At 54.4% G+C, this 25,862-nt stretch carries 27 protein-coding genes; 10 read left to right on the top strand and 17 right to left on the bottom strand.

The genetic code is table 11. The features are described 5' to 3' along the window. Nucleotides 1-16 precede the first annotated feature (16 nt). The 11 genes from HV107_RS17770 to nfsA all read right to left on the bottom strand — a co-directional run bounded on the left by HV107_RS17770 (nt 17) and on the right by nfsA (nt 10,756). Nucleotides 17-1,489, bottom strand: coding sequence for a sensor histidine kinase KdpD (locus tag HV107_RS17770; protein ID WP_182060171.1), 1,473 nt, complete (start codon nt 1,487-1,489; stop codon nt 17-19). Further along, a complete protein-coding gene (locus tag HV107_RS17765) occupies nt 1,473-2,180 on the bottom strand; it encodes a response regulator transcription factor (RefSeq protein ID WP_182060170.1) in 708 nt (235 codons plus the stop codon). Before HV107_RS17765 ends, HV107_RS17770 begins: the two co-directional genes overlap by 17 nt. Before the next feature lie 72 nt (nt 2,181-2,252). Then, nucleotides 2,253-3,380, bottom strand: coding sequence for a 23S rRNA (uracil(747)-C(5))-methyltransferase RlmC (gene rlmC / locus HV107_RS17760; RefSeq protein ID WP_182060169.1), 1,128 nt, complete (start codon nt 3,378-3,380; stop codon nt 2,253-2,255). 40 nt (nt 3,381-3,420) lie between these two features. Then, entirely contained in the window at nt 3,421-3,942 is a 522-nt protein-coding gene (locus HV107_RS17755) for a YbjO family protein (protein ID WP_182060168.1), read from the bottom strand. A 17-nt stretch (nt 3,943-3,959) separates the two neighbouring features. Next, nucleotides 3,960-4,805, bottom strand: coding sequence for a putrescine ABC transporter permease PotI (potI, locus tag HV107_RS17750; protein WP_182060167.1), 846 nt, complete (start codon nt 4,803-4,805; stop codon nt 3,960-3,962). After that, nucleotides 4,802-5,755, bottom strand: a complete 954-nt coding sequence (gene potH / locus HV107_RS17745) for a putrescine ABC transporter permease PotH (protein WP_166717117.1) — start codon at nt 5,753-5,755, stop codon at nt 4,802-4,804. Before potH ends, potI begins: the two co-directional genes overlap by 4 nt. 10 nt (nt 5,756-5,765) lie before the next feature. Continuing rightward, entirely contained in the window at nt 5,766-6,899 is a 1,134-nt protein-coding gene (potG, locus tag HV107_RS17740) for a putrescine ABC transporter ATP-binding subunit PotG (RefSeq protein ID WP_182060166.1), read from the bottom strand. A gap of 106 nt (nt 6,900-7,005) precedes the next feature. After that, complete coding sequence (gene potF, locus HV107_RS17735; RefSeq protein WP_182060165.1) at nt 7,006-8,118, bottom strand: spermidine/putrescine ABC transporter substrate-binding protein PotF; 1,113 nt, start codon at nt 8,116-8,118, stop codon at nt 7,006-7,008. Nucleotides 8,119-8,469: 351 nt separating this feature from the next. Next, the gene (locus HV107_RS17730; RefSeq protein WP_182060164.1) at nt 8,470-8,946 is read right to left on the bottom strand and encodes a YbjN domain-containing protein; all 477 of its coding nucleotides are present in this window, start codon (nt 8,944-8,946) and stop codon (nt 8,470-8,472) included. Nucleotides 8,947-9,009: 63 nt separating this feature from the next. Then, nucleotides 9,010-9,912, bottom strand: a complete 903-nt coding sequence (rimK, locus tag HV107_RS17725) for a 30S ribosomal protein S6--L-glutamate ligase (protein WP_182060163.1) — start codon at nt 9,910-9,912, stop codon at nt 9,010-9,012. A 121-nt stretch (nt 9,913-10,033) separates the two neighbouring features. Then, complete coding sequence (gene nfsA, locus HV107_RS17720) at nt 10,034-10,756, bottom strand: nitroreductase NfsA (protein ID WP_182060162.1); 723 nt, start codon at nt 10,754-10,756, stop codon at nt 10,034-10,036. Between the two features lie 187 nt (nt 10,757-10,943). On the opposite strand from nfsA, the gene HV107_RS17715 reads away from it, so the two are divergent. After that, nucleotides 10,944-11,213 carry a GrxA family glutaredoxin gene (locus tag HV107_RS17715; RefSeq protein ID WP_014069504.1) on the top strand — a complete coding sequence of 90 codons (270 nt, stop codon included), beginning with the start codon at nt 10,944-10,946 and terminating at the stop codon, nt 11,211-11,213. Nucleotides 11,214-11,243: 30 nt separating this feature from the next. Here the strand turns inward: HV107_RS17715 and HV107_RS17710 are convergent, their stop codons facing one another. Continuing rightward, nucleotides 11,244-11,618, bottom strand: coding sequence for an inner membrane protein YbjM (locus HV107_RS17710; protein ID WP_182060161.1), 375 nt, complete (start codon nt 11,616-11,618; stop codon nt 11,244-11,246). A gap of 274 nt (nt 11,619-11,892) precedes the next feature. Between HV107_RS17710 and HV107_RS17705 the strand changes: the two genes are divergently transcribed. Together HV107_RS17705 and HV107_RS17700 are read left to right on the top strand one after the other, a co-directional pair. Continuing rightward, nucleotides 11,893-13,578 carry an aspartate:alanine antiporter gene (locus tag HV107_RS17705; RefSeq protein WP_182060160.1) on the top strand — a complete coding sequence of 562 codons (1,686 nt, stop codon included), beginning with the start codon at nt 11,893-11,895 and terminating at the stop codon, nt 13,576-13,578. Between the two features lie 239 nt (nt 13,579-13,817). Further along, nucleotides 13,818-14,594 carry an SDR family NAD(P)-dependent oxidoreductase gene (locus tag HV107_RS17700; RefSeq protein ID WP_182060159.1) on the top strand — a complete coding sequence of 259 codons (777 nt, stop codon included), beginning with the start codon at nt 13,818-13,820 and terminating at the stop codon, nt 14,592-14,594. On the opposite strand, the gene HV107_RS17695 is transcribed toward HV107_RS17700, so the two are convergent. Continuing rightward, a complete protein-coding gene (locus HV107_RS17695; RefSeq protein ID WP_182060158.1) occupies nt 14,591-15,142 on the bottom strand; it encodes a TetR/AcrR family transcriptional regulator in 552 nt (183 codons plus the stop codon). The two genes, HV107_RS17700 and HV107_RS17695, sit on opposite strands and share 4 nt — an antisense overlap. An 82-nt stretch (nt 15,143-15,224) precedes the next feature. On the opposite strand from HV107_RS17695, the gene HV107_RS17690 reads away from it, so the two are divergent. Together HV107_RS17690 and HV107_RS17685 are read left to right on the top strand one after the other, a co-directional pair. Next, on the top strand, nt 15,225-16,439 hold the full coding sequence (locus tag HV107_RS17690) for an MFS transporter (protein ID WP_182060157.1): 1,215 nt from the start codon (nt 15,225-15,227) through the stop codon (nt 16,437-16,439). Further along, on the top strand, nt 16,429-17,241 hold the full coding sequence (locus HV107_RS17685; protein ID WP_182060156.1) for a Cof-type HAD-IIB family hydrolase: 813 nt from the start codon (nt 16,429-16,431) through the stop codon (nt 17,239-17,241). The genes HV107_RS17690 and HV107_RS17685 overlap by 11 nt, the downstream gene beginning before the upstream one ends. Nucleotides 17,242-17,325: 84 nt before the next feature. Here the strand turns inward: HV107_RS17685 and HV107_RS17680 are convergent, their stop codons facing one another. After that, nucleotides 17,326-18,558 carry an MFS transporter gene (locus tag HV107_RS17680; protein WP_182060155.1) on the bottom strand — a complete coding sequence of 411 codons (1,233 nt, stop codon included), beginning with the start codon at nt 18,556-18,558 and terminating at the stop codon, nt 17,326-17,328. Nucleotides 18,559-18,791: 233 nt separating this feature from the next. Here HV107_RS17680 and HV107_RS17675 point away from each other — a divergent pair, with 233 nt between their 5' ends. From HV107_RS17675 to deoR, 3 genes are all read left to right on the top strand, one after another. Further along, on the top strand, nt 18,792-19,520 hold the full coding sequence (locus tag HV107_RS17675; protein ID WP_182060154.1) for a phosphatase PAP2 family protein: 729 nt from the start codon (nt 18,792-18,794) through the stop codon (nt 19,518-19,520). A gap of 7 nt (nt 19,521-19,527) precedes the next feature. Further along, on the top strand, nt 19,528-20,136 hold the full coding sequence (gene ybjG, locus HV107_RS17670) for an undecaprenyl-diphosphate phosphatase (protein ID WP_182060153.1): 609 nt from the start codon (nt 19,528-19,530) through the stop codon (nt 20,134-20,136). Nucleotides 20,137-20,203: 67 nt separating this feature from the next. Next, nucleotides 20,204-20,962 carry a DNA-binding transcriptional repressor DeoR gene (gene deoR / locus HV107_RS17665; protein ID WP_014069494.1) on the top strand — a complete coding sequence of 253 codons (759 nt, stop codon included), beginning with the start codon at nt 20,204-20,206 and terminating at the stop codon, nt 20,960-20,962. Nucleotides 20,963-21,030: 68 nt separating this feature from the next. On the opposite strand, the gene dacC is transcribed toward deoR, so the two are convergent. Beyond that, entirely contained in the window at nt 21,031-22,233 is a 1,203-nt protein-coding gene (dacC, locus tag HV107_RS17660) for a serine-type D-Ala-D-Ala carboxypeptidase (protein ID WP_014069493.1), read from the bottom strand. Between the two features lie 257 nt (nt 22,234-22,490). Here dacC and HV107_RS17655 point away from each other — a divergent pair, with 257 nt between their 5' ends. Then, nucleotides 22,491-23,117, top strand: a complete 627-nt coding sequence (locus HV107_RS17655; RefSeq protein WP_182060152.1) for a glutathione S-transferase family protein — start codon at nt 22,491-22,493, stop codon at nt 23,115-23,117. Here HV107_RS17655 and HV107_RS17650 read toward each other — a convergent pair whose 3' ends face one another. Then, on the bottom strand, nt 23,118-24,236 hold the full coding sequence (locus HV107_RS17650) for a PQQ-dependent sugar dehydrogenase (protein ID WP_182060151.1): 1,119 nt from the start codon (nt 24,234-24,236) through the stop codon (nt 23,118-23,120). It lies immediately after the preceding gene. Nucleotides 24,237-24,343: 107 nt separating this feature from the next. After that, the gene (gene bssR / locus HV107_RS17645; RefSeq protein ID WP_182060150.1) at nt 24,344-24,727 is read right to left on the bottom strand and encodes a biofilm formation regulator BssR; all 384 of its coding nucleotides are present in this window, start codon (nt 24,725-24,727) and stop codon (nt 24,344-24,346) included. A 205-nt stretch (nt 24,728-24,932) separates the two neighbouring features. Here bssR and HV107_RS17640 point away from each other — a divergent pair, with 205 nt between their 5' ends. Next, complete coding sequence (locus tag HV107_RS17640; RefSeq protein ID WP_182060149.1) at nt 24,933-25,841, top strand: LysR family transcriptional regulator; 909 nt, start codon at nt 24,933-24,935, stop codon at nt 25,839-25,841. Nucleotides 25,842-25,862: the final 21 nt, after the last annotated feature.

The raw sequence follows: 25,862 nt of genomic DNA, 5'->3' as shown, positions 1-25,862 counted from the left end.
GCGCCATCCGGCAATTCTATAAGGGTACAAAGAACCTAAACCGCGCCCCGCTCACCGAATCCATCAGCCTGATCCCCCCCCCGTGTAGCTCCAGCATTCGCTTAACAATCAACAACCCCAGCCCGCCACGGTTATCCCGCGATGCCTGCGTGTTTAACGCCGAAGGCCGTACAAACAGATCATCACGCAACGCTGCATCCACACCCATTCCGCTGTCCGCCACTTCAACCTGCAACTGCTCATCTTCTTGCCATACCGCCAGACGAATTTCCCCGCCAGTTGGCGTATGACGGATAGCGTTATCCAGCAGATTGGTCACCACGCGCTCAATCATCGACACGTCGGCGTTCACCAGCGGCAAGGGGCCTGGCACATCAATATGCAGTTGAAGCGCACGGGTTCGCGCCGTCAGTTCAAACTTTTGCGCGACATCAGAAATAAGCTCCCCCATTGCGAAGCGCTCGCGCTGTGGCCTGATGCCACCATGCTCCAGACGCGCCAGTTCAAACAGCTGCTGAGAGAGATGGCGCACTTTCTGCCCCTGACGCAACGCGGTGGTCAGATACTGCTGATGTTCCTGCGGGGTCAGGGTGGCGGATTTCAGCGACAACGTTTCCAGGTAGCCCAGGAGCGAGGTCAGCGGCGTGCGTAAATCATGAGAGATATTGGCGATAAACTCCCGGCGCTGGCGGTCGCTGTCGGCCAGTTGATCCCACTGGGAGGTGATTTTGCGTGCCAGTTCGATAAAGGTATTACGCAGTGTCGCCACTTCATCACCCGTGGCCGGCGCCAGCGGCTGCGCAGCAAGCTGTTTAATCGCACTGATACTGTCCTGCTCCAGCCCGGCTACTTCCACCGTCAGGCGCTTCACCGGGCGCGTCACCCAATACCAGACCAGTAATCCCGCCATCAGGCCAAACAGCGCCACCAGCAACAACGACCACAGCGCTGTGCTCCACAACGCCTTATGCCAGGCAATATCCGCCAGAATGTTCGACTCTTCGCCCTGCAAGATAATGTACAGATAACCGCGTAACTCCCCGTCCTGACGCAGCGGCACCGCACTGAAGACTTTCTGTTTATCGGTACTGCGCGGATCATCGCCATACACCGGCATCACGGCCCCGCTAAGAAAGGTTTGCACCGGCGCGATGTCGATTTTTTGCCGCTGGATATGTCCCGCAGGCGCTGCGTCTGCCAGCAGTTCGCCCTCAGGTGAAACCACATACAGCTCTACGCTCGGGTTAAAAGTCATCAGCCGATCAAACAGGGGTTTCAGCGCCAGGCGGTCAACCCTACCCTGCGCATCCAGAATCGGCTCACGCTGCACAATCTGTTGCGCCAGGCCGCTGGAAAGACGCTGTACCATGGCGTTGCCATATTGCTGGCTACTGTACATTTGCACCAGACAGGCCACCGCCGCACAGAGCAGCAAGAGCAAAACAAACAGCAGCGTCAGGCGCTGACCCAGGCTAAAACGTCGCATCATCGTTTTGCTCCGCAAATTTATAGCCTTTGCCCCAGACCGTTCGGATTATCTCCGGCTCTGCGGCATCTTTTTCAATCTTGATCCGCAAGCGGTTGATATGGGTGTTAACGGTATGCTCGTAGCCTTCGTGCTGATATCCCCAGACCTGCTCCAGCAACGCCAGTCGCGAGAATACCTCCCCCGGATGACGGGCAAAAAAGTACAGCAGCTCGAATTCGCGTGGTGTGAGATCGACCTCCTGCCCGTGCAGACGCACACTGCGGCTGAGTGGTTCGAGCGTCAGGCCGTGCGCCTGAATGTTGCCGGTGGTTTGCGCCTGGCCCATCGCCTGCTGACGACGAAACAGCGCTTTAATGCGTGCAATCAGCTCCTGCACCGAAAACGGTTTGGCGAGGTAATCATCCGCCCCGGTTTCAAGCCCGGTAATACGGTCAGTTTCACTGCTGCGGGCGCTGATGATAATAATGGGCAGGTAGCGGGTCATCTGGCGAATGCGGCGGCAAATCTCAAGGCCGTCGACCGTCGGGAGCATCAGATCGAGGATAACGGCATCCCAGGGCGTTTGTTCCAGGCGCAGCAACGCCTTCCCCCCGTCCGGCTCGTGGGTAATGGCGTAACCTTCATCTTCCAGATTCAGGCGCAGGAGCGCGGCGATATCGTGGTCATCTTCCACCAGCAGGATCTGCTTCATCGGTAAGCCTTTATTTAATTCTGATGACTTAAGCTTACCTGATTTCGCAGGGTGGAAGAGTTCACATTTTGTTTAAGATTTAACGAGCAACGTCAGCACTTCATAGTGCGCGGTGTGCGGGAACATATCGAAAAGCTGAACGCGTTCAACGCGGTAACCCGGCAGATGAGCAATGTCTTTCGCCATGGTCTGTGCGTTGCAGCTGGAATAGACAATGTAATCCGGCGCCATCTGGCTTAGGTAGTCGCACAGCGCTTTACCAATGCCACGACGCGGAGGATTCACCAGCACCAGCTCCGGCACCTTGCCCTGCCCGGTGGCAAACTGCGTGGAGTCCAGTGCCTGGAAATGAAGATTCGTTAACCCAAGCTCGGCCGCCGATTGCGTTGCACAGGCGATGGCCTCAGCGGAGATCTCAATCCCGGTCAGCGTCATTTCGGGCGTGGCACAGTGCAGGCCAAACCCGCCCACTCCGCAGAACAGATCCCACATATGGTTGATGTTCAGCGCCCGTACCCAGTCGCGGGCGGTGGCGTACAGGGCGCTCGCCACTACCGGGTTAGTCTGGAAGAAGCTCTGCGGGCGGATCCACAGCGGCACATCGTTAAAGCTTTCGGCCAGTGCGTGCTGTTCGGTGAAGAAGATTTCTTTGTCCCCTTCCATGATTGCCATATGCACCGGCTGAATATTTGCCGTAATCACCTTAAGCTGTGGCAACTGTGCCTGAAGCCACGGCAGCGCCGTGCGCAGCTGTTCCAGCTTGGCTTCTGAGCGCAGCACAAAACGCAGCATCATGCCGCCATCACGCTGGCTTTCAGTGAGTAAGAGGTATTTCAGCTCGCCGCGCTTGCGGGCCACGTTATAAGGCGTTAATCCCGCGCGGGCGATAAAAGGCTTCAGCGCGGCGAAAACCGGTTCAAACGAAGCAGGATAGAGCGGGCAATCTGTTAAATCTTCCGGCGTGCCGTCGCGGTGCAGCATCCCCAGCAGCGGTTTTTCGACACTGCCGCTGACCACCATTTTGGCTTTATTGCGAAAACCCTGTTCAGGCCCGCTGACCGGTGCGCACCACTCGCCCACCGCGTGTTCAGCCAGCAGCTGTTGCAGATCGGTCATTTTGGCGGTGAGTTGTTGAGAGACGGGCTGTTCTATCCACTGACAGGAGCGACAGCGACCCGCGTCATAGAGTGCGCACTGCATATGAAAACCTTAAGAATAACGAGGGCTGCGATTATACACATTATTGCAGGCGGAAGAACCGTCGACTGGAGGCCGGAACGAAGAGTAAACAGAGCACCAGCATATCCGGCAGTTTTTGCATAAACAGCGCGCGTAAAATCTCGCGTTTGGATTCCCCTGCGATGCTGAACAGCTCCGGGTAACCATAACCCAGAGAGGCCGCCCACAGGTAACCCGTGGCCACCACTTGCGTCAGCAGGTAAACCCAGCGCGCCCAGTTACGCCCTTTAACCAGAGAAAACGCACAGTAAATCTCAACAAACACCAGCACCAGACTGCTCATAAAAACCAGCGTCAGGTTCCACGTCTGCACGCTGCGGTGGATGAACTCACCGATACCACGCGCACCCAGCGTATTCAGAATCATCAGCACATCAAGACAGCGGATCATAATAATGGCGAGCGCCGCCACCTGCACTAGCGCAGGGACGTTCAGACGGGCGTGCGTTTGACGTGACTTTTTAAAGAATCCCAATGTTTTACTTCCCTGAAAAACAGTGCCGCGACACGCGCGGCACTTCACTGGAAATTTTAAATGCTTCAGCCGCGTCTTGCACGCTGGATATCACGCACGCGTTGTTTTTCAGCACGCGCCATCAGATACCAGGCGATAAAACCGACAACGCCGACCACACCGAGGATGATAGAGGCCAGGGCGTTAATCTCTGGGTTAACCCCCATACGCACGCTGGAGAAGACCAGCATCGGCAGGGTTGTCGCCCCCGGCCCGGAAACAAAGCTGGCAATCACCAGATCGTCCAGAGACAGGGTAAACGCCAGCAGCCAGCCGGAGATCACCGCAGGCATAATCATCGGCAAGGTAATGATGAAAAACACCTTCAGCGGCGTGGCGCCAAGATCCATGGCTGCCTCTTCAATAGAATGATCCAGTTCCCGCAGGCGCGAGGAGATAACCACGGCCACGTAGGCGGTACAGAAGGTGACGTGAGCCAGCCAGATAGTCAGCATTCCACGGTCCGCAGGCCAGCCAATTGCATGAGCCAGTGCAACGAACAGCAGTAACAACGACAGGCCGGTTATCACGTCTGGCATAACCAGCGGCGCGGTTATCATAAACGCAAAGCCGTTGGACCCACGAAAACGCCCAAAGCGAACCATCACCATTGCGGCAATAGTGCCGAGGATCGAGGCCATTGTGGCGGCGCACGCCGCAATGGTCAGGCTTAACCCCACCGCGCTCATCATTGCATCATCGTGGAACAACTCGCTGTACCAGCGCGTCGACCAGCCCGCCCACACCGTCACCAGTTTCGAGCTGTTAAAGGAGTAAATAACCAGCATCAGCATCGGCGCATACAGGAAGGTAAACCCGAGCACCAGGATCAGGATCCGCCACGGGGAGCGTACTACCGGTAAGTTGTTCATCCGTGATCCCCCATCTGTTTTTGCTGATACTTGTGGAACCACATGATAGGCACAATCAGCAGCAGCAACATCACAATCGCCACCGCAGACGCCACCGGCCAGTCACGGTTATTGAAGAACTCCTGCCACAGCACGCGACCAATCATGATGCTGTCCGGGCCACCGAGCAGTTCAGGGATAACAAACTCCCCTACCGCCGGGATAAACACCAGCATCGAACCGGCAATAATCCCGCCTTTGGTGAGCGGCACAATCACGCTAAAGAAGGTTTTCAGCGGACGTGCGCCCAAATCAAGGGAGGCTTCCACCAGCGAGTAATCAATCCGCGTCAGCGCGGTATAAATTGGTAACACCATAAATGGCAGGTAGGCGTAGACAATCCCGATATAAACCGCGAGGTTGGTATGCAAAATGGTCAGCGGCTGATCGATAACCCCAAGCCACATCAGGACGTTGTTCAGGACACCGTTGTTTTTCAGGATCCCCATCCACGCATACACGCGGATCAGGAACGAGGTCCACGACGGTAAAATCACCAGCAACAGCAGAATATTACGCGTCGATGGCTTACTGTGCGCCACCGCCCACGCGAGCGGGTACCCCAACAACAGGCAACAGATCGTCGAGATCGCCGCCACCTGCAATGACTGCAAATAGGCCTCAAAGTAGAGCGGATCGTCGGTAAGTTGCAGGAAGTTGCCAAGATTCAGCGTCAGGGTCAGTTGCCCGTCAGCCCAATCCATCAGGTTGGTGTAAGGCGGGATCGCCCGCGCCATCTCTGCCAGGCTGATTTTGAAAACGATCAAAAACGGCATCAGGAACAGCAGGATCAGCCAGATATAAGGCATGGCGATCACCAGCTTGCGCCCATGCGCCATCTTAAAGCGCGTCAGTCCGTGCGCAAAACCACCCGGTTTTTGTACGCGGGCTGGAGGTTCAAGTGTACTCATTGTCCGCTCCTTATACCGTCAGCACGACGCAGCTATCCGCATCCCAGCAAAGACGCACTTCGTCGCCCCAGGTCGGCAACCCTTTGCGGTAGCGATGTTCGTTTTGCAACTGGGCACTGAGCATCTGTCCACTCTTCAGACGGACATGGTAGATGGAGAGATCACCCAGATAGGCAATGTGCACCACTTCACCCACGGCAAAGTTATAGCCATCGGCTGGTGGGTCTTCACAGAGCATAATTTTCTCAGGACGCAGCGCGACATACACCGGCACGTTATCCACGACGGAGTTATCCGGGTCGACCTTAAGCGGATGCTGCAACCCAGGCGATTCGATGACCAGACCATCTTCCTGGCGCTCTTTCAGCAGCCCTTCGAAGACGTTGACCGAACCGATAAACTCCGCGCTGTAGCGGGTAGTCGGGTGTTCGTAAATCTCCTCCGGCTCGCCAATCTGCACGAACTTACCGCGATTCATGATCGCGATACGCCCGGCCATGGTCATCGCCTCTTCCTGGTCGTGGGTCACCATTACGCAGGTCACGCCCACACGTTCAAGGATATCCACCACTTCGAGCTGCATCCGGTCGCGCAGTTTTTTATCCAGCGCACCCATTGGCTCATCGAGCAGCAGCAGTTTCGGGCGTTTCGCCAGGCTTCTCGCCAGCGCCACACGCTGACGTTGCCCGCCAGAGAGCTGATGCGGTTTACGCTTCGCGAACTCCTGCATGTGTACGAGGCTCAGCATTTCGGCCACACGCGCGGTAATTTCGGCTTTAGGCAGTTTGTCCTGCTTCAGGCCGAACGCGATATTCTGCTCTACCGTCATATGCGGGAACAGGGCGTAAGACTGGAACATCATGTTGATTGGGCGCTGGTACGGCGGCACGCTGGAGAGGTCGACACCATCGAGCATAATCTGCCCGGCAGTGGGTTGCTCGAAACCCGCCAGCATTCGCAGCAGCGTAGATTTACCGCAGCCGGATGCACCGAGCAGAGCAAAAATTTCGCCTTTATAGATAGTCAGGCTGACATCGTCTACGGCATGTTGGCCGTCAAAGGATTTGGTGAGGTTGCGGATTTCAAGAAGCGGGGTCAGCGCTTTACGGACTTTCGCCTGCGGGCGGGGGATCACATCATTCACGGGGTGCTCTCCGGCATAAATCAAATCATGGTGCAGGCGCACCATATCGGTGCGCCGGTTGCCGGGCGCGCTACGCTTGCCCGGCTTACATCAGACGCGCTAAATGTTATTTACCGCTTTTCACCTTGGTCCACGCACGGGTACGTACGCGGTCAATTTTTGGATCCTGGACTTTCAGGGTGAAGAGCTTGGCGAAGACATCCGCTGGCGGATAGATAGCCGGGTTATTGCGGATCGCTTCACTCACCAGCGGCACAGAAGCCTTGTTACCGTTCGCGTAATAAACGTGGTCGCTGATGTGGGCGATCACGTCAGGACGCATCAGGTAGTTGAGGAACTGATACGCTTCGTCTTTGTTTTTTGCATCAGCCGGCATCGCGAAGACGTCAAAGAAGGCCAGCGCCCCCTCTTTCGGAATGAAGTAAGACACGTTCACACCGTTTTTCGCCTCTTTCGCGCGGTTAGCCGCCTGCCACACGTCCCCTGCCCAGCCAATTGCCACACAGATGTCACCATTTGCCAGGTCGTTGATGTACTGAGATGAGTGGAAGTAGCGAATATTTGGACGCAGTTTCAGCAACAGATCGGTCGCCGGGCCGGTGTAGTCATCAGCCTTATTGCTGTTAGGATCTTTGCCCAGATAGTTCAGCACGGTGGCGAAAATCTCTTCCGGCGCATCGAGGAAAGAAACGCCGCAGCTTTTCAGCTTCTCAAGGTTTTCTGGCTTCAGCACTACGTCCCAGCTGTCCAGCTTGACGTCCGGGCCCAGCGCCGCTTTGACTTTATCAACATTAAAGCCGATACCGGTGGTCGCCCACAGATATGGCATCGCGTATTTGTTGTCCGGGTCGTGTTTGGCCACCAGTTTCAGGACTTCTGGATCGAGATTTTTCCAGTTCGGTAACTTGCTCTTATCCAGTGGCTGGAAGACGCCTGCCGTCAGCTGACGCTCCAGGAAGCTTGCAGAAGGAACCACCAGGTCAAAACCGGTGCTGCCCGCCATCAGTTTTCCTTCCAGCACCTCGTTGGAATCGAAAACGTCGTAGACCACTTTAATGCCGGTCTCTTTTTCAAAATTCGCGACCGTGTCTGGCGCAATATAGTCAGACCAGTTGTAAACGTGCAGCGTTTTTTGTTCCGCAGCGAGCGTGCCGGCAGAGACGGCCATCAGAGCACCCGCAACCAGACCCGATAACCATTTTTTATTCAAGGCGATCATATCTTTATTCCTTCTGAAAGCTCGTTAACAAACGAACTAAAACTGTGCAATCTGAAGATATGCAATAATCATGCATAGTTTGTCGCTCTGCTCAAAATAAAAAGAAATCTCTTTACCCGGCAGATTCCGCTCGCTTTTTTAAGCATCGCAAGAATAACTGTAGCCCGTGTCTCCGGCTATAGCCCAGACGAAAAAACGCCTTTTATCAATTTTTTATGCAGGTTATGTCTACGTGATAAGCCGAAATGGCCTTAGGGGAGGTGAAATATTCTTTAAAAAAAGGTTAATGACAGCAGAAAAAATGGTGTTATGCAGTCGCTCTGGCAGCGACTGCGCAAAAGTCAGACAGCACTAGTGGAGAAAATTGGGAGATGCATCATCATTCTCTGATTCCTCTTCACTACTAAAGAGCAGATGATGTGCGCTGGCTTCCAGCATGACCATAGAGATCTGCTCTTCGCTCAGGCGCATAAACCAGGAAAATTGCTTGAAGGACACCCCTGCCCCGGAGAATAAAGACTGGCAAACAACCAGTTTTGGCAGATTATCATCCTGAATATCGAGAAATGCTTTCACCGTCAAAGAACTGGCATTGATCGCCGAAAGATCGGAAGCCAGCGCCAGCAGCGCAGAAGGTTTAACTTCAGCAAGGGCCGAGAAAAGAATCACGTCGTTGATCAGATCGATTTTGGCATCGAACACGCCGTCGAAATTTTGCATATGCGGCAGATGCAGTGCCTGGCAGGAATCGCACTCAAAGTACGTGATACCCGCATCATCAAGCCATTGACGTAACGTATCCAGTGTAGGAACGACCTGTAAATCCATAGCTGTGCAGCCTCTTTAAAAATAACTTCGCATAGAGTACGCAAAAAGTGCGTGCGAATCCATTTAACCGCCCGTTTTCAGGCAATACCCAGGGGTCGCGTGGCGTTCGATCCAGGCGATCATTTTCCCGGCGATATCAATGCCAGTGGTTTTCTCAATGCCTTCCAGCCCGGGGGATGCATTCACTTCCATCACCAGCGGGCCGCGTGAGGCACGCAGAATATCGACACCGGCTACGTCCAGGCCTAACGTCTGCGCCGCTTTAACGGCGATTTCACGTTCACGTTCGCTGATGTTGGCAACCCGCGCCACGCCACCACGGTGCAGGTTTGAACGGAAGTCCCCGTTTTTCGCCTGGCGCTCGATGGCCGCAACCACTTCATCGCCAACCACCAGACAGCGGACGTCGCAACCTTTGGCTTCTTCAATATATTCCTGCACCAGAATATGCGCATTGAGGCCGCGAAACGCATCAATCACGCTTTCCGCCGCCTGCCGCGTTTCGGCCAATACCACGCCAATACCCTGGGTACCTTCCACCAGCTTGATCACCAGCGGCGCGCCGCCCACCATGTCGATCAGGTCGCTGGTATCGTCCGGCGAGTGGGCAATCCCGGTAACGGGCAGATCGATGCCCTGGCGGGCCAGCAGTTGCAGAGAACGCAACTTATCGCGGGCGCGGGAAATCGCGACGGATTCGTTAAGCGGGTAGCTGCCGAGCATTTCGAACTGGCGAAGCGCAGCGGTGCCGTAATAGGTAATCTGAGATCCAATGCGCGGTATCACTGCATCGAAAAGCGGGAGCTGGCGGCCTTTATAGTGAATGGACGACGCCGCCGGATCGATGTTCATATAACAGGACAGCGGATCGAGGATTTCAACCTGATGGCCGCGCATTGACGCTGCTTCTCGCAGACGTTTGCATGAATAGAGCGTTCCATCCCGGGACAAAATGGCAATTTTCACCCTGCACCTCTCTAAAGACATGGGAAAAGCCTGCGTATCATATACACAAAATCATTCAAGTTGAATCAAGGCAGCCTGAAGGATGACGTGTATAGCGGCAGAGAGGCACAGGATGAATGTGCTAGCGCGTCGCCCAACCCTGTTTATGCAAATAATCGAGAATAAACGGGCGGTTTTCTTTGATGATCGTGCGGCGAATATGGTCGCTCCAGGTATCACGACGCGTATTGCTGCCGCGCGTCATGTAGTAGTGCGCCAGCTCTTCGTCGTATTGTGCCAGTAATTCCTGATCGACAGGCTGGTAGCGGTTTTCATGCATGATCATGGCCGCAGGCAAGCGTGGCTTCACATCCGGGTTATCAGCAGGCCAGCCAAGGCACAGGCCAAACAGCGGTAACACATGTTTTGGCAGATGTAGCAGTTCAGTGACGGCCTCAATGTTATTGCGCAGGCCGCCGATGTACACGCCGCCAAGCCCTAAAGACTCAGCCGCCGTCAGCGCGTTTTGCGCCATCAGCGCAGTATCCACCACGCCCAGCAACAGTTGTTCGGCAAGACCCAGTTCGGCCTCCGGGCAGATTTGCAGGTGGCGGTTGAAATCAGCGCAGAAGATCCAGAATTCAGCCGCCTGGGCGACGTGCTTCTGCCCGCCCGTCAGCGTGACCAGTTGCTCACGCAGTTGTGCATCGGTGATGCGGATAATGGTGGAGCACTGCAAAAAACTGGAGCTTGAGGTGCCTCTTGCACTGTCGAGAATCGCCTCGCGCTGCGCCTGGGTAATGGGTTCATCAGTGAAATGGCGAATTGAGCGGTGGGAACGCAGCAGGTCAATCGTTGGCGTCATGGTGTCTCTCTTTGGTCGGTCTGTACGCGGTATGGCAGCCAGTATAGGCAAAGATGCCGGGCATGTAATTGGCCAAACATAGCCTGAAGATATTAAAGCGACAGGTGAAACCTTCTTTTCATTCCGGCAGGTTATCGTGCAATATAAGTGCCATTCGCCGTCAGGCTTGTTTTTTGAGGAGAGAGAAATGTTTGCAGTAATTTTTGGTCGTCCAGGATGCCCTTACTGTGTGCGCGCTAAAGAACTGGCAGAAAAACTGACCGAAGAGCGTGATGACTTTAACTTCCGTTATGTCGATATCCATGCGGAAGGGATCAGCAAAGCCGATCTGGAAAAAACCGTAGGTAAACCGGTTGAAACCGTACCGCAGATTTTCCTCGATCAGAAACACATTGGCGGCTGCACTGATTTCGAAGCTTACGCCAAAGAAAACCTGGGCCTGTTTGCCGCCCAGTAATGGTAAGACGCCCTCAGCGCGAGGGCGTTTTTATTTGTGGTGACGCCGCTGGCGCATCAGGCTGCGAACAAATAAGAAACACAGCGCGCCCAACGCACACCAGAAAACCCCGCTCAGTAACCAGGCCAGCTCCTGCCAGAAGCTTCTTGTCGTGACAAACAGCAGACGCATCAGTAACAGGCATAACGGTGCGGCCAGCATTGCCCCCAACAACGGCTTGACCACCTCTCCCCGGCGAGAGAGAAAACTGGCCGCCGCCCCCGGAAGGGTGAAGAAGAGCAAACCCAGTTCCGGATGGCCTGAGGCCCTGAATGCCCCTTTCACATTAAAGGCCAAAGACAGGCAAACCACCGTGAAGAGCAAAAAACAGCTGATCACGCCCGCCCAGTTTCGTTTAATGTTCAAACTATCCTCCTGACTTCTTCTCTATCAAATACACTTTCGTCCAGTGGACGCCCAGTCAGATAAAGCAGTGTGGCAATCCTTGCCGAAGCCCGCACAGGGTAATGCGATAATAGGTAGCCGCCGATCGCTAATACGATTAAACTAACCCGCAGCTATTGTTTTACGGAATTAATTAAGGGTGTATGGGATTTAGGATTTTTCCCTGACGCCCAAAACAGTAGCCCAAATAGCCTCTTCATTCAACAACTTACTGGTAAACAAGAAGTTAGCCTCCGTGAATATAAACGTCGCAGACTTGTTAAACGGGAATTACATCCTGTTATTATTTGTGGTACTGGCACTGGGCCTTTGCCTGGGTAAATTACGCCTGGGTTCAGTTCAACTTGGTAATTCGATTGGCGTTTTAGTCGTTTCTTTATTATTAGGTCAGCAGCATTTCAGCATTAACACGGACGCGCTCAACTTAGGTTTTATGCTGTTTATTTTTTGTGTTGGCGTGGAAGCAGGCCCGAACTTTTTTTCAATTTTCTTCCGTGACGGTAAGAATTACCTGATGCTGGCCCTGGTGATGGTCGGCAGCGCGCTACTGATAGCGTTAGGTCTGGGTAAACTGTTTGGCTGGGATATCGGCTTAACGGCCGGTATGCTGGCAGGCTCCATGACCTCCACGCCGGTGCTGGTGGGTGCGGGCGATACCCTTCGCCACTCCGGTATGGCGGGCGATTCCCTTTCAACCGCACTCGATCACCTGAGCCTGGGCTATGCCCTGACCTATCTGATTGGCCTGGTGAGCCTGATTGTTGGCGCGCGTTACCTGCCAAAACTCCAGCACCAGGATTTGCAGACCAGCGCGCAGCAAATTGCCCGCGAGCGCGGTCTGGACACCGACAGCAAACGTAAAGTCTATCTCCCGGTTATTCGCGCCTATCGCGTGGGGCCAGAGCTGGTTGCCTGGGCCGACGGTAAAAATCTGCGCGAGCTGGGCATTTACCGCCAGACAGGTTGTTACATCGAACGTATCCGCCGTAACGGCATTCTGGCAAACCCCGACGGCGATGCCGTATTACAGATGGGCGATGATATCGCTCTGGTAGGCTACCCTGATGCCCACGCGCGCCTCGACCCCAGCTTCCGTAACGGTAAAGAGGTGTTCGACCGCGATCTGCTCGACATGCGTATCGTCACCGAAGAGATTGTGGTGAAAAACCATAATGCCGTTGGCCGCCGCCTGGCGCAGCTGAAGCTGACCGATCACGGTTGTTTCTTAAACCGCGTGATCCGCAGCCAGATTGAGATGCCAATCGACGATAACGTGGTACTGAACAAAGGTGATGTGCTGCAAGTGAGCGGTGATGCGCGTCGCGTGAAAACCGTTGCTGACCGCATCGGCTTTATCTCCATTCACAGCCAGGTGACCGACCTGCTGGCATTTTGCGCCTTCTTTATTGTCGGCCTGATGATCGGGATGATCACCTTCCAGTTCAGCAACTTTAGTTTTGGCATCGGTAACGCCGCCGGTCTGCTGTTCGCCGGGATTATGCTTGGCTTCCTGCGAGCTAACCACCCGACCTTCGGTTATATCCCGCAGGGTGCGCTGAACATGGTGAAAGAGTTTGGTCTGATGGTGTTTATGGCCGGGGTGGGTTTAAGCGCCGGTAGTGGCATTGGCCACAGCCTGGGCTCTGTCGGCTGGCAAATGTTGGTTTCCGGACTTATCGTCAGCCTGGTGCCGGTGGTGATTTGTTTCCTGTTTGGTGCTTACGTGTTGCGCATGAACCGCGCCCTGCTGTTCGGCGCCATGATGGGTGCGCGTACCTGCGCCCCGGCGATGGAAATCATCAGCGACACCGCGCGCAGCAACATCCCGGCGCTGGGTTACGCGGGCACCTACGCTATCGCCAACGTCCTGCTGACACTCGCCGGTACACTCATCATCATCATCTGGCCAGGACTGGGATAGAGAGAAAATTTGCGCATAGTCGAAAATATTTTAGATATGCGCAGAACTTTTCTTTCAGGGGGTAGTCATAATTAGTGCCACTGCTTTTCTTTGATGTCCCCAATTTGTGGAGCCCATCAACCCCGCCGTTTTGGTTCAAGGTTGATGGGTTTTTTGTTGCCTGAAATCCCCCCTTCCCTCGTCAATTCCCCACCCATCGCACATACTTTTGGTTCACCCGGACTGACAAAGGTGGACACATGCAACTCAAACACCAGACCGCGCTCATCTTTGGCGGCAGCGGTGCAATCGGCAGTGCGGTGGCACATGCTCTGGCACGCGATGGCGCGCACGTATACCTCGGCGCGCGTGACCAGGCCAGACTGGACGCCACAGCAGAAAGCATCCGCGCCGCGGGCGGCACAGCCAGTACGTTTATCTTTGATGCTCTCCACGGCACCGACCCGCTTCCGGCCCTCACCAGCATCGACGTGGTGGTTAACGCCACCGGTTTTATGCACGACCAGGGGAAACGTATCGATGAATTAACTCTGTCCGAATTCAGACAGGGATTCGATCCTTTCCTCACGGCGTACTTCAACATCGCAAAATCTGTTTCACCGAAAATGGGCGCCGAGCGCGCAGGCTGTATCATCACTGTCGTCGCACCGGCGGCGAATATGGCCATGCCGGGTCATCTCGGGCATATCGTGGGGTGTGCGGGGATAGAGGCTTTTACACGGGCGCTCGCCGGTGAGCTGGGGCCGAAAAATATCCGGGTGTTGTGCATACGCTCCCACGCCATTGCCGATGCGGTCCAGGCGGGTTCGTATGTGGGTGAATTGTTTGCCCTAAAGGCAAAGGGAATGGGCATTTCGGTGGATGCGTTTTTAGGTGGTGCGGCACAAGGCACCATGCTAAAACGCCTGCCGACGCTGGCACAGGTGGCAAATACCATCGCGTTTCTGGCCTCGGATGAAGCGAATGCGATGACGGGCGCGGTGGTGAATATGACGGCCGGCGCAACCACTTACTAGCGCCTGCCCTCACCCGCAATCCTCCCCACCATCATGCGGATCTCTTCCCGTGATAACGGCTGTCGGTCTGTTACAAAGTGCAGCGTCATGCCTTCAATAAACGCATCCAGCGCGCGGGCAGTGACCTGGTCAAACCACTGCTCAAGCGTGTTCTGGCTCATTTTCATCCAGTCCTGCATCACTGTTTTAAGCGCCGGGCTGCGGTTCATAAAGGCATACAGTTGATACATCAGCTCCATATTGTGCGGCGTGGTGACTTCAGAACTGTGGATCAGGGTGGTAATGGATTCACAGGCCATTTCCGGGCCGTTAACGCCTGCAAAGTAATCACGGTACTGCTGCGACATTTGCCGCGTAAACCACGTGAACGCCTCTTCAAGCAGCGATTCCTTACCGTCAAAATAGTAGGTCATCGATCCCAGCGGCACACCTGCACAACTGGCAATTTTACGGTGCGTAACCGCATGGATCCCGTGTTCTGCAATGGTATCCAGCGTGGCCTGGAGTATCTTCTCCCGGCGGTTGGGATCGTTCGGTGGTCTGCTCATAAAATCCTCATCTCGTTTATGTACAAATGTACACAAACTTGGTAGTGTTGTCGCTATTGTTGTACTTCTGGTGCTTACCTCAATGACAGTGACTTCACCCCGTAAAGCCCTTCGACTGCGCATGTGGGCGCTCTTTATGTTCTTCTTTATCCCCGGGCTGCTTATGGCATCCTGGGCGACCCGCACACCCGCCATCCGCGACATTTTGTCGGTATCAACCGCAGAAATGGGCATTGTGCTGTTTGGCCTGTCGGTAGGCTCAATGAGCGGTATTCTCTGCTCCGCATGGCTGGTGAAGCGTTTTGGTACGCGCGCAGTTATTCGTACCACCATGTGCTGCGCGGTATTTGGGATGCTGGTACTGAGCCTGGCATTGTGGTTCGCCTCCCCAGTGCTGTTTGCTCTGGGCTTGACGGTGTTTGGCGGCAGTTTTGGTGCAGCCGAAGTGGCAATCAACGTTGAAGGGGCAGCCGTTGAGCGCGAAATGAACAAAACCGTGCTACCCATGATGCATGGTTTTTACAGCCTCGGCACGCTGGCAGGCGCTGGCGTCGGGATGGCACTCACGGCATTCGGGATCGCCGCCAGTCTGCATATCTTACTGGCTGCGCTGGTCTGCATTGTGCCCATTCTTACCGGTATCAGAGCAATCCCTGGCGGGACGGGCAAAAACACCGCTGACGAGCAAAAATCGGCGGAGAAAGGGTTGCCGTTTTATCGCGACATGCAGCTGATGCTGATAGGCGTGGTGGTGCTGGCCATGGCCTTTGCCGAAGGCTCCGCAAATGACTGGCTACCGCTGCTGATGGTGGATGGCCACGGATTTAGTCCAACCTCCGGCTCGCTGATTTACGCCGGGTTTACGCTGGGTATGACCGTTGGTCGCTTTACCGGCGGCTGGTTCATCGACCGCTACAGCCGCGTGACGGTGGTTCGTGCCAGTGCCCTGCTGGGCGGGCTGGGAATTGCGATGATCATCTTTGTGGATGTCGACTGGATTGCCGGTGTCTCGGTGATTTTATGGGGGCTTGGCGCATCGCTGGGCTTCCCGCTGACCATTTCCGCCGCCAGCGACACCGGTCCGGATGCCCCAACGCGCGTCAGCGTGGTTGCCACGACAGGTTACCTCGCCTTCCTGGTGGGCCCACCACTGCTCGGTTTCCTGGGTGAGCACTACGGGTTGCGTAGCGCCATGCTGGTGGTGTTAGGGCTGGTCATGATTGCGGCGCTGGTGGCGCGCGCGGTAGCAAAACCAGAAGCAGAACACACGACACTGGAGAAGGGATATGAGCGTTAAACTGATTGCAGTCGACATGGATGGCACCTTCCTGAGCGATGCGAAAACCTACAATCGTGAGCGTTTTCTGGCGCAATATGCACGCATGAAAGAACAAGGCATTCGCTTTGTTGTCGCCAGCGGAAACCAGTATTACCAGTTGATTTCATTCTTCCCTGAAATCGCGCGCGAGATAGCCTTTGTGGCCGAAAACGGCGGCTGGGTGGTGAATGCCGGTGAAGACGTGTTTAACGGTGAACTGTCGAAAGCCGACTTCGCCGCCGTGGCAGCCGTGTTAAGCGATGTCCCGGAAGTGGAGATCATCGCCTGCGGGAAAGGCAGCGCCTATACACTGAAATCCTACAATGACGGCTTCAAGGCGATTGCCGCCCAGTACTACCACCGACTTGAAATGGTTGATAACTTCGACAATCTGAACGATATCTTCTTCAAATTTGGGCTTAATGTTTCAGATGACGAAATCCCGCGCATCCAGCCGATGCTGCATGAGAAGCTGGGCGATATCATGGTGCCCGTCACCACAGGCCACGGCAGTATCGACCTGATTATCCCCGGCGTGCATAAAGCCAATGGCCTGCGGATATTACAGCAGCACTGGGGTATCGAAAACGGTGAGGTAGTGGCCTTTGGCGACAGCGGAAACGACGTGGAAATGCTGCGTCAGTCGGGCTTTAGCTTTGCGATGGCCAATGCCAGACCTCACATTAAAGAGGTTGCCCGGTTTGAAGCGCTGCACAACAACGATGAAGGTGTGCTGGATGTGATTGAGAAAGTGTTGAACGGGGAAGCGCCGTTTAATTGAGTTTACGTTCCCTCTCCCAAGGGGAGAGGGAACTGTCCGTGCTCGTACTGTTTTGTGGGGATCACTCAGCCCAACATCAACAGATTACGGCTGCAACGCATTCCCGACACGTTTATCCTTCAGGAACACTACCATCAGGGCAACCCACAGCACGCCGTTGGCGAGGTTAAACAGGCTGAACAACCCATTGCCGCCCAACGCGTAAGCGTGCTTGCTCACCTCGATACCGACAGTAAAAATCAGCATCTGTAACATGCCCATTGCGGCAGACACCGTACCTTTACTCATATCACTGGCAAACAGCGTCAGGCGAACCAGCCCGGCGTTCGCCAGCCCAATGCCAAAAGCATACAGACTCAGCCCGGCGGTCATCCACAGGTAAGCGTGTGATGACGCCACAGTGGCCACAGCTGCCACAATCAGCCCTGCCGCAATCGGCCAGCCGCCCATGATAATCAACGAACGTACGGTACGACGCGAAGTCAGACGCGCCAGCACCAGGTTACCGATAATCAGCGCGCCAAAAATCGGCACTTGTAGCAGGCCATACTCATAGCTGCTGAGCTTCTCGCCGCTGATGATAATGACCGGTGACTGCGCAATCCACGCCAGCAATGGCAGGCTGACAAAGCCCGTTGCCAGCGCGCCCGCCACAAAACGGACGTTTTTCAGCACCTCTTTGTAATCGCGCCCCAGTTCTTTAAGGGACAGTTTTTCGCCCAACCGGGTGGCGGTTTCCGGCATCGCCCGATGCAGGCCAAAGAAGGAGATGGCCGCAAGCGCCGCAAAGAGAACAAACATCCCCTCCCACGGCGCGACATGCACCCATGCAGCCCCCACCAGCGGCCCAAGCAAGGGAGCAATCAGCGCGACGTTCGCCATCAGCGCGGTAATTTTGATGCACACCGCTTCTTCAAAGGATTCCTGAATCGCCGCATAGCCCACCGCGCCGATAAAGCACAAGCTCACCCCTTGCAGGAAACGCAGCAGTGTAAATTGCTCGATATTTTGCGCCAGCAGCGTGGCAAGGCAGGTCACGATAAACCACACCACGCCCGTCAGCATTACCGGGCGACGGCCAATACGATCTGACAGCGGGCCTAACAGCCACTGTAAAAACATACCGCCAGCCAGATAGGCGGTCATGGAGGTCGGCACCCACTCAATACCTGCGTTGTACTGTTCGACAACAGCCAACATGCCAGGCTGGATCATATCGTTGCCGATGTAGGTTGAGAATTCGTAGAGCACCAGACACAGAGGAAAAAGTAACGCCTGACGTCCCAGACGATTACCGGAAGAAGAACGGTTTAACATGCAGTCTCTTTATGATGAAAAAATCGCGGTGAGTGTAATGAAATGCTGCTTCCTGAGATAGTCATTTATCGAGGAGAAACAGAAATAAAGCACCTCTATCCTGAATAATTCAGATTGCATAAAGGCGGCGATGCACAGGCAACCTGGAGTATGGCGAGTATATCGTCGTTGTTTAAGGTTTCCTTAAGTTGACACTAATATGATAGCCACATTTCACGTCACTGACCTTAATTATGGCACAAACCTCCAGCCGTTCAGAATTATCTAAGTTACCGACAAATAAGACAAAACGACTTTACCGTTTGCCGGGCCGCTTTTATGGTTATCAGCTTTTCGTGCTGATAGTCCTTGCCGTTTTGTTTACCTGGCTATCTCGCGATGAAACGCTCGACAGATGGATAACAGGCTTTTGGTATGACGCCGCAGCGCAGCGCTTCCCGTTGCAGCAAAACCCGCTGCTGGATTTGTTAAACCACCGGCTGGCGAAGTACATCTCCATTGCTTTAGGCGCGGTGGCATTGTTTTACGGCGCGTACAAGCGTAACGCGAGGCTGGTTACCGCCGCGCTGTTTATGGGGCTTGGTGCACTGGTCGTTGGCGTGCTGAAAAGCGTTAGCCATCACAGTTGTCCGTGGGATCTGGTGGAATATGGCGGTAAGGCAGTCTCTTATTCCCTGTTCAGCGCTGCTCCGGCAGACAGTGGCCCGGGTCGCTGCTTCCCGGGTGGACACGCCTCCAGCGGTTTTATGGTCATGGGTCTGTTTTTTGCCTTCTGGCGCGAGCGCCCTCGTCTGGCATGGAGCTTCGTTGTGCTGGGCGTTGTGTTAGGTCTGGCAATGGGTTACGGCCAGGTCATGCGCGGGGCGCATTTCTTCTCTCACAACCTGTGGGCTGGGTGGTGGGTCTGGTTTTCTCAGGTGGTGGTCTACGGACTTGTTTCCACCCGGTTTGCTAAAGAGTAACGACACTATGTTAGAACATCTGAATTACGGGCTGTTTTATCTGATCAACGCCACACCGGCTTCCCCGGAGTGGTCTATCGATATCGCCACCTTTTTTGCAAAGGATCTGATTAGCATTGTTCCACTCCTTGCCGCGATCCTCTGGCTATGGGGCCCGCGCAGCCAGGTCAACTCCCAGCGTCAACTGGTGATCAAAGTTGCCATGGCGCTTGCGGTGAGCGTGCTGGCAAGCTTTGCGCTTGGGCATATTTTTCCTCACGATCGTCCTTTCGTTGATCATGTGGGTTATACCTTCCTGCACCATGCGCCGGATGACTCCTTCCCAAGCGATCACGGTACGGTGATCTTTACCTTCGCGCTGGCGTTCCTGTTCTGGCACCGCGTCTGGTCTGGCGCTGTGCTGATGGTTGTTGCCGTCGCTATCGCCTGGTCGCGCATCTATCTGGGCGTGCACTGGCCGCTGGATATGGTGGGCGGTTTCCTCGTCGGATTGATTGGCTGCGTGAGCGCGGCGATCCTGTGGAGTCTGTTTGGTCAGGCGCTTTATAACGGGCTGTCGCAGCTTTATCGCACGCTTTTTGCCATCCCGATCCGCAAGGGTTGGGTGCGTGACTAACCCCAGCCCAACAGGTTACACTTGAGCCCCCGCATTGCGGGGGCTCACTTTTTCACCCCGAGGAATTATGGAAACACGTCGCGATGACCGCATTGCTCAGCTGCTTCAGGCGCTGAAGCGCAGTGATAAGCTGCATCTTAAAGAAGCCGCAAACCTGCTTGGCGTTTCTGAGATGACCATTCGTCGTGACCTGAACAGCGACAGCGCGCCCGTCGTGCTGCTGGGCGGGTATATTGTTCTTGAGCCCCGCAGCGCCAGCCATTATCTGATAAGCGACCAAAAGACGCGTCTGGTCGAAGAAAAGCGTAAAGCCGCACGTCAGGCCGCCTCTCTGGTACAGCCTCATCAGACGTTATTCTTTGATTGCGGGACGACAACCCCGTGGATAATCGAAGCCATAGACAGCAGTCTGCCTTTTACCGCCGTTTGCTATTCGCTGAACACCTTCCTTGCCTTGCAGGAAAAACCCGAGTGTCGGGTGATTCTCTGCGGTGGTGAGTTCCACGCCAGCAATGCTATCTTTAAGCCGCTTAATCTCCAGGACACGCTCAGCAACCTGTGCCCGGATATCGCCTTTTATTCCGCGGCCGGGGTCAATGTGCAGCAAGGGGCGACCTGTTTTAACCTGGAAGAGTTACCCGTGAAGCACTGGGCGTTAAACGCGGCGCAGTATCATGTCCTGGTGGTTGATCACAGTAAGTTTGGCAAGGTCCGTTCAGCACGAATGGGCGAGCTGGCACGCTTTGACGCGATCGCAAGCGATTGTCGCCCGGATGATGAACTGGTCGCCCATGCGAAGGCACAGCAGATTAAGTTGATGTATTAACCCTCTCCCACAGCAAAAGGGCAAAGAGTGTAGGCCGGGTAAGGCGAAGCCGCCACCCGGCAAAAAAATCAGAACCAGCTACCAAACCAACCGTGGAATTTCATCATCACGAAGTCCCACATCCGGCTAAAGAACCCGCCCTCTTCAACTGCTTCCATCACAATCAGCGGACGCTGTTCAATCGATTTGCCATTAAGCTGGAAATCAATAGTGCCGACCACCTGGCCTTTTTTCAGCGGCGCAGTGAGTTGGCTGTCGGTCAGGGTATAGCTGGCTTTCAGGTTTTTCAGCTGACCACGCGGAATGGTTACCGATCCACCCTCGCCTGCACCCAGGTTGACCTCGCTCTTGTCGCCAAACCAGACTCGCTGGCTAATGAAGGTGGCATCAGGTTTGATAGGCGTAACGGTTTCGAAGAAACGGAAGCCCCAGGTCAGCAGTTTTTCCGATTCGTTAAAGCGAATACGGTCGGTTTTAGTACCCAGCACCACTGAAATCAGGCGCATATCGCCCTGAGTTGCGGAAGCGACAAGGTTGTAACCCGCGCCTGCCGTTGTCCCGGTCTTCATGCCATCAACGTTAACGTTGCTGCTCCACAGCAGGCGGTTGCGGTTCGGCTGGCGGATCTTATTGAAGGTAAACTCTTTTTCTTTGTGGATGGCATATTCGTCCGGCACGTCGTGGATAAGCGCCTTCCCTAACAACGCCATGTCACGCGCGGTACTGAACTGACCCGGCGCATCAAGGCCGTGCACGGTTTTAAAGGTGGTATTGCTCAGCCCGAGCTTCTGGGCATAGCCGTTCATCAGGCCAATGAAGGAGTCCTGGCTGCCCGCGACATAATCAGCCAGGGCGATACAGGCATCGTTACCTGACTGAATAATCACCCCTTTATTTAAATCTGAGACTGAAACCTGATCGCCAGGCTTAAGGAACATCACCGAAGAGCCACGCAGCGCGGGGTTACCGGTCGCCCAGGCATCTTTCCCGATGGTGACCATATCTTCCAGCTTGATCTTACCGGCTTTTAACGCCTGACCGACCACGTAACTGGTCATTATTTTGGTCAGGCTGGCCGGGTCAAGCTGCTCGTCGGCGTTGCCTTCCGCCAGCACTTTGCCGCTGGCGTAATCCATTAAGATCCAGGCACGCGCATCAACAGGCGGGGCTTCAGGAGCCGCCTGCTCAGCTGCGTAGAGTGTCGGTGCAAAAAGAAAAAGAAGCGCAGAGCCTGCCGCCAGGCTGCGCAGAGAAGAAGTTTTTTGCGTCATAAATGCCACCCGAGTGTCCATTCAAAAAATTACGTCACATCACCGTGTCGCAAGAAGCGATGAGTAATAGCGCACTAAATCTGTTAAAGAAACCTAAACCAGGTAAAGTTTTTAAAGTTTATGCAATAACATCCGGATACGCTTTGATCAGCGTGATTTTTTTGTCTTCTGTTGCGTAATTGTTAGGTTTATCTCACCATGTCGAATTGCTGGCTCTGATTCACATCTCAGGTTGTTTGACTATTTCGGGAGTTAATATGATTACGCTGTGGGGCAGGAACAACTCAACCAACGTTAAGAAAGTCCTCTGGACGCTGGAAGAGCTGGATTTACCGTTTAAGCAGATTATGGCGGGTTTGCAGTATGGGGTGAACAAAGAGGCCGAATACCTGGCCATGAACCCGAACGGCCTGGTGCCACTGCTGCTTGACGATGAAACGAACATTACGCTCTGGGAATCCAACACCATCGTGCGTTACCTCGCCGCCCAGTACGGTCAGAGCCGCCTGTGGGTGGAAAGCCCGGCAAAACGCGCCCAGGGTGAAAAATGGATGGACTGGGCGAACCAGACGCTCTCTCCAACTCACCGGGTTATCCTGATGGGGCTTATCAGAACCCCGGAAGCAGAACGTGATTACCCGGCCATTCACGCCGCGCAGGATGCCTGCGAAACACTGTTTGCGTTAATGGACGATGAACTGGCGAAACATAAATGGTTCTCGGGTGACGCGTTCGGTGTGGGCGATATTGCCGTCGCACCATTTGTCTGGAATCTGACCAATATGGGGCTGAAGTGGACGCCACGTCCTCACCTTGAACGCTGGATCAAACAGCTCAGTGAGCGCCCGGCCTATCAACATGCAGTAATGACGCCCGTTTCCTGATTATCCCCCGGACGGGCTGACTTTCAGCAGTTGCCCGTCCGATTCGTCCGTCAGGATATACAGCGCCCCGTCTGGCCCCACGCGGACATCGCGAATACGCTGCCCTCTGTCCTCCAGAATGCGGCCATCCTCGGTTACACTGTTGCCTTTAACGCTCAGCACAATCACCGCCTTTTCCTTTAACGCTCCAATAAAGAGTTTGTTCTTCCACTGCGGGTGTACATCGCTGTTATAGAACGCCATTCCGCTCACGGCGGGCGAAACTTTCCAGTAAAACAGCGGTGGCTCAGTACCTTTAACCTGTTCGCCTTGTGATTCCGGGATCTTCAGGCCGCTGTAGTTGATACCGTATGTCGCCAGCGGCCAGCCGTAGTTTTTGCCTTTTTCCGGGATATTGATTTCATCCCCGCCGCGCGGGCCGTGTTCATTGAGCCACAGCGTGTTACTCCAGGGATTCATCGCCATGCCCTGCGGGTTACGAATGCCGTAAGACCAGATTTCAGGCCGCGCACCGGGCGTATTCACAAAAGGGTTATCTCGCGGGACTTTCCCGTCCTGGGTCAGACGCACTACTTTTCCCTGTAGCTTGTCCAGCGCCTGCGCGGTCGGTCGCTGGTTGTTTTCGCCAAGGCCGATAAACAGATACCCTTTGTTGTCGAACACCAGCCTTCCGCCGAAGTGATTCCCCGTCGAGAGTTTTGGCATCTGGCGGAATACCACCTGGAACCCTTCAATCCGTGATACATCGTCGCTCAGGCGGCCATACCCCACCGCAGTACCGGCTTTACCGTCGTGGCCCACTTCGGCATAGCTTAGCCAGACTCGCCGCGATTGTGCGAAATCAGGTGCCAGCACCACATCCAACAAGCCACCCTGACCGCTCGCCCACACCTTAGGGACGCCAATAATCGGATCGGAAAGCCCCTTCCCTGCCTGCCAGTGCCTGAGCTGCCCGCCACGTAAGGTCACCAGCAGGCCATTGTTGTTGGGTAAAAATGCCAGCGACCAGGGGTGATCGAGCCTGTTCTGCAACACCTCGACCTTGACCGCATCGGGCGCAGCAAACAGAGAAACGGGAAATAACAATGCAGGCAGGAAAATCAGCGAGGATCGATGCATAACGCGCTCCTTTATCAGCAGATGGCATAAAGGTTAGCTACTCAGCCCGCGCGCGTTATCACTTTTACAAAAGCTTAATCAGATGGGGGAGTTGCCTCCCCCAGGGCTTAGTGCTGTTCGAGCCGGGCGTGCTCGTTCAGACACATGATGCAAAGAGAGATCGTAGTCAGGCAGTGTTCGAGCTTCTCCGCGTTGACGGTAATAAACGTTGGGCAGTCGTGGCGTCCGGTCATCAAACATACCCCTGCGATGGAGAGCACCTCGGCGGCACGACGCAGAGCCAACAGCTCACTTTCAGCGTACTCCGCTTTCAGGATGGGTGCTTTTTCACGCATGAAGTTGCAAAGTTCAAAGAAATTATCACGCAGATGTTCGCTTTCGCTGACTGACATATACCCTTTCGCCGTCCTCAGTTGCAGGTAAGCCGCAAGATCGATTCGGGCGTTGATCAGCTTGTTCAGCAGATCGCGTTTCAGTCTGTCAACGGACATGCTATTTCCTCCTCTGTCAGCCTTTGTGCACCTTCAGGATAAGTACAATTTTTGTTCAATTTACTGCCTCAGATCAATAAAACGCAACTGATTAACATCATTTACAATGTTACAACTTCTCCCCCCGGAAGGCGCTTCAATCAGGCCTATGCTATTTTTTTAACAGGATTGTTTTGTCTGTCACCATGCAGACCTTGAGGGGAATATGTCGACAATTCCAGTGTCAGAAAAAATATGTTCATTATCAAAGATTGACCTGAACCTGCTGACCATCTTTTGCTTAATTTATAGCGTGGGAAGTATTTCCAAAGTGGCCGACATGCTGAATATCTCGCCATCTGCGGTGAGTCAGTCACTGAGAAAACTGCGTGAAATGATGGGCGATAACCTGTTTGTCCGCAGCGGGAACATGCTGCTGCCTACGGTGTTTTCAGATGAACTTTACGATAACACCATCTCTATTATCGACCGTCTCTCGACGCTACTGCCCGGCTCGACACCGACGCTCAAAAAGCGCCTGACCCTGTATACCGAATCCTTTATCTCCCCACTGGTAGTGCCTGAACTAACAGAAAAACTGCTGCTGGCCAATTCCGACATCAGCCTGTTACACCGCACCGCCGACCTCAATGAGCAAAAAATAATAGAGTTGCTGAATATGCGCCAGGCAGACGTGGTGTTCTCCACCTTTGCCATTGAAAACAGCAATATTGCCTGTCAAAAAGTGTGCGATATGAAGCTGGTACTGGTCGCGGCGCAGGATAACCCTCGTTATGGCGATACGGTCACCGAGGCGTTATTCCGCGATGCCAGTCTGGTGGGGTACAACACGCGCAATGAGAAGATTATTTATTATCGCAGCATCGTGGATAAAAAATTTCGCTCCAGCGAGAGATGTCTGCTGACCACCTCGTTTGCCTCGATTTTAATCATCATTGCCAGAACCGAATGTCTGGGCATTATTCCTGAGCGGGCGTTCGCCACCTATTCGGAAATGTATAAACTCAAACGAATCGAAACGCATTTCCCGCTGCCACAGTTCAGCATTTACTCCTCATACAGAAAGGAGAACAACACGTTGCTCTCCTCTGTACTGGATGGTTTGTTGCAATAACCCCCTTCCTGAAGGTCGGGG

Origin of the sequence: Enterobacter sp. RHBSTW-00175 (genome assembly GCF_013927005.1) — a bacterium.
Taxonomy (GTDB): Bacteria; Pseudomonadota; Gammaproteobacteria; order Enterobacterales; family Enterobacteriaceae; genus Enterobacter.
The sequence above is the reverse complement of the archived record's forward strand: the minus strand, read 5'-3'. Positions and strand labels throughout refer to the sequence as shown.

Bases quoted from the DNA above. Each gene is read 5' to 3' on its own strand.
- HV107_RS17770 (WP_182060171.1), bottom strand. From the start codon at position 1,489: ATGATGCGACGTTTTAGCCTGGGTCAGCGCCTGACGCTGCTGTTTGTT.
- HV107_RS17765 (WP_182060170.1), bottom strand. From the start codon at position 2,180: ATGAAGCAGATCCTGCTGGTGGAAGATGACCACGATATCGCCGCGCTC.
- rlmC (WP_182060169.1), bottom strand. From the start codon at position 3,380: ATGCAGTGCGCACTCTATGACGCGGGTCGCTGTCGCTCCTGTCAGTGG.
- potI (WP_182060167.1), bottom strand. From the start codon at position 4,805: ATGAACAACTTACCGGTAGTACGCTCCCCGTGGCGGATCCTGATCCTG.
- potH (WP_166717117.1), bottom strand. From the start codon at position 5,755: ATGAGTACACTTGAACCTCCAGCCCGCGTACAAAAACCGGGTGGTTTT.
- potF (WP_182060165.1), bottom strand. From the start codon at position 8,118: ATGATCGCCTTGAATAAAAAATGGTTATCGGGTCTGGTTGCGGGTGCT.
- HV107_RS17730 (WP_182060164.1), bottom strand. From the start codon at position 8,946: ATGGATTTACAGGTCGTTCCTACACTGGATACGTTACGTCAATGGCTT.
- nfsA (WP_182060162.1), bottom strand. From the start codon at position 10,756: ATGACGCCAACGATTGACCTGCTGCGTTCCCACCGCTCAATTCGCCAT.
- HV107_RS17715 (WP_014069504.1), top strand. From the start codon at position 10,944: ATGTTTGCAGTAATTTTTGGTCGTCCAGGATGCCCTTACTGTGTGCGC.
- HV107_RS17700 (WP_182060159.1), top strand. From the start codon at position 13,818: ATGCAACTCAAACACCAGACCGCGCTCATCTTTGGCGGCAGCGGTGCA.
- HV107_RS17695 (WP_182060158.1), bottom strand. From the start codon at position 15,142: ATGAGCAGACCACCGAACGATCCCAACCGCCGGGAGAAGATACTCCAG.
- HV107_RS17690 (WP_182060157.1), top strand. From the start codon at position 15,225: ATGACAGTGACTTCACCCCGTAAAGCCCTTCGACTGCGCATGTGGGCG.
- HV107_RS17685 (WP_182060156.1), top strand. From the start codon at position 16,429: ATGAGCGTTAAACTGATTGCAGTCGACATGGATGGCACCTTCCTGAGC.
- HV107_RS17680 (WP_182060155.1), bottom strand. From the start codon at position 18,558: ATGTTAAACCGTTCTTCTTCCGGTAATCGTCTGGGACGTCAGGCGTTA.
- HV107_RS17675 (WP_182060154.1), top strand. From the start codon at position 18,792: ATGGCACAAACCTCCAGCCGTTCAGAATTATCTAAGTTACCGACAAAT.
- ybjG (WP_182060153.1), top strand. From the start codon at position 19,528: ATGTTAGAACATCTGAATTACGGGCTGTTTTATCTGATCAACGCCACA.
- deoR (WP_014069494.1), top strand. From the start codon at position 20,204: ATGGAAACACGTCGCGATGACCGCATTGCTCAGCTGCTTCAGGCGCTG.
- dacC (WP_014069493.1), bottom strand. From the start codon at position 22,233: ATGACGCAAAAAACTTCTTCTCTGCGCAGCCTGGCGGCAGGCTCTGCG.
- HV107_RS17655 (WP_182060152.1), top strand. From the start codon at position 22,491: ATGATTACGCTGTGGGGCAGGAACAACTCAACCAACGTTAAGAAAGTC.
- HV107_RS17650 (WP_182060151.1), bottom strand. From the start codon at position 24,236: ATGCATCGATCCTCGCTGATTTTCCTGCCTGCATTGTTATTTCCCGTT.
- bssR (WP_182060150.1), bottom strand. From the start codon at position 24,727: ATGTCCGTTGACAGACTGAAACGCGATCTGCTGAACAAGCTGATCAAC.
- HV107_RS17640 (WP_182060149.1), top strand. From the start codon at position 24,933: ATGTCGACAATTCCAGTGTCAGAAAAAATATGTTCATTATCAAAGATT.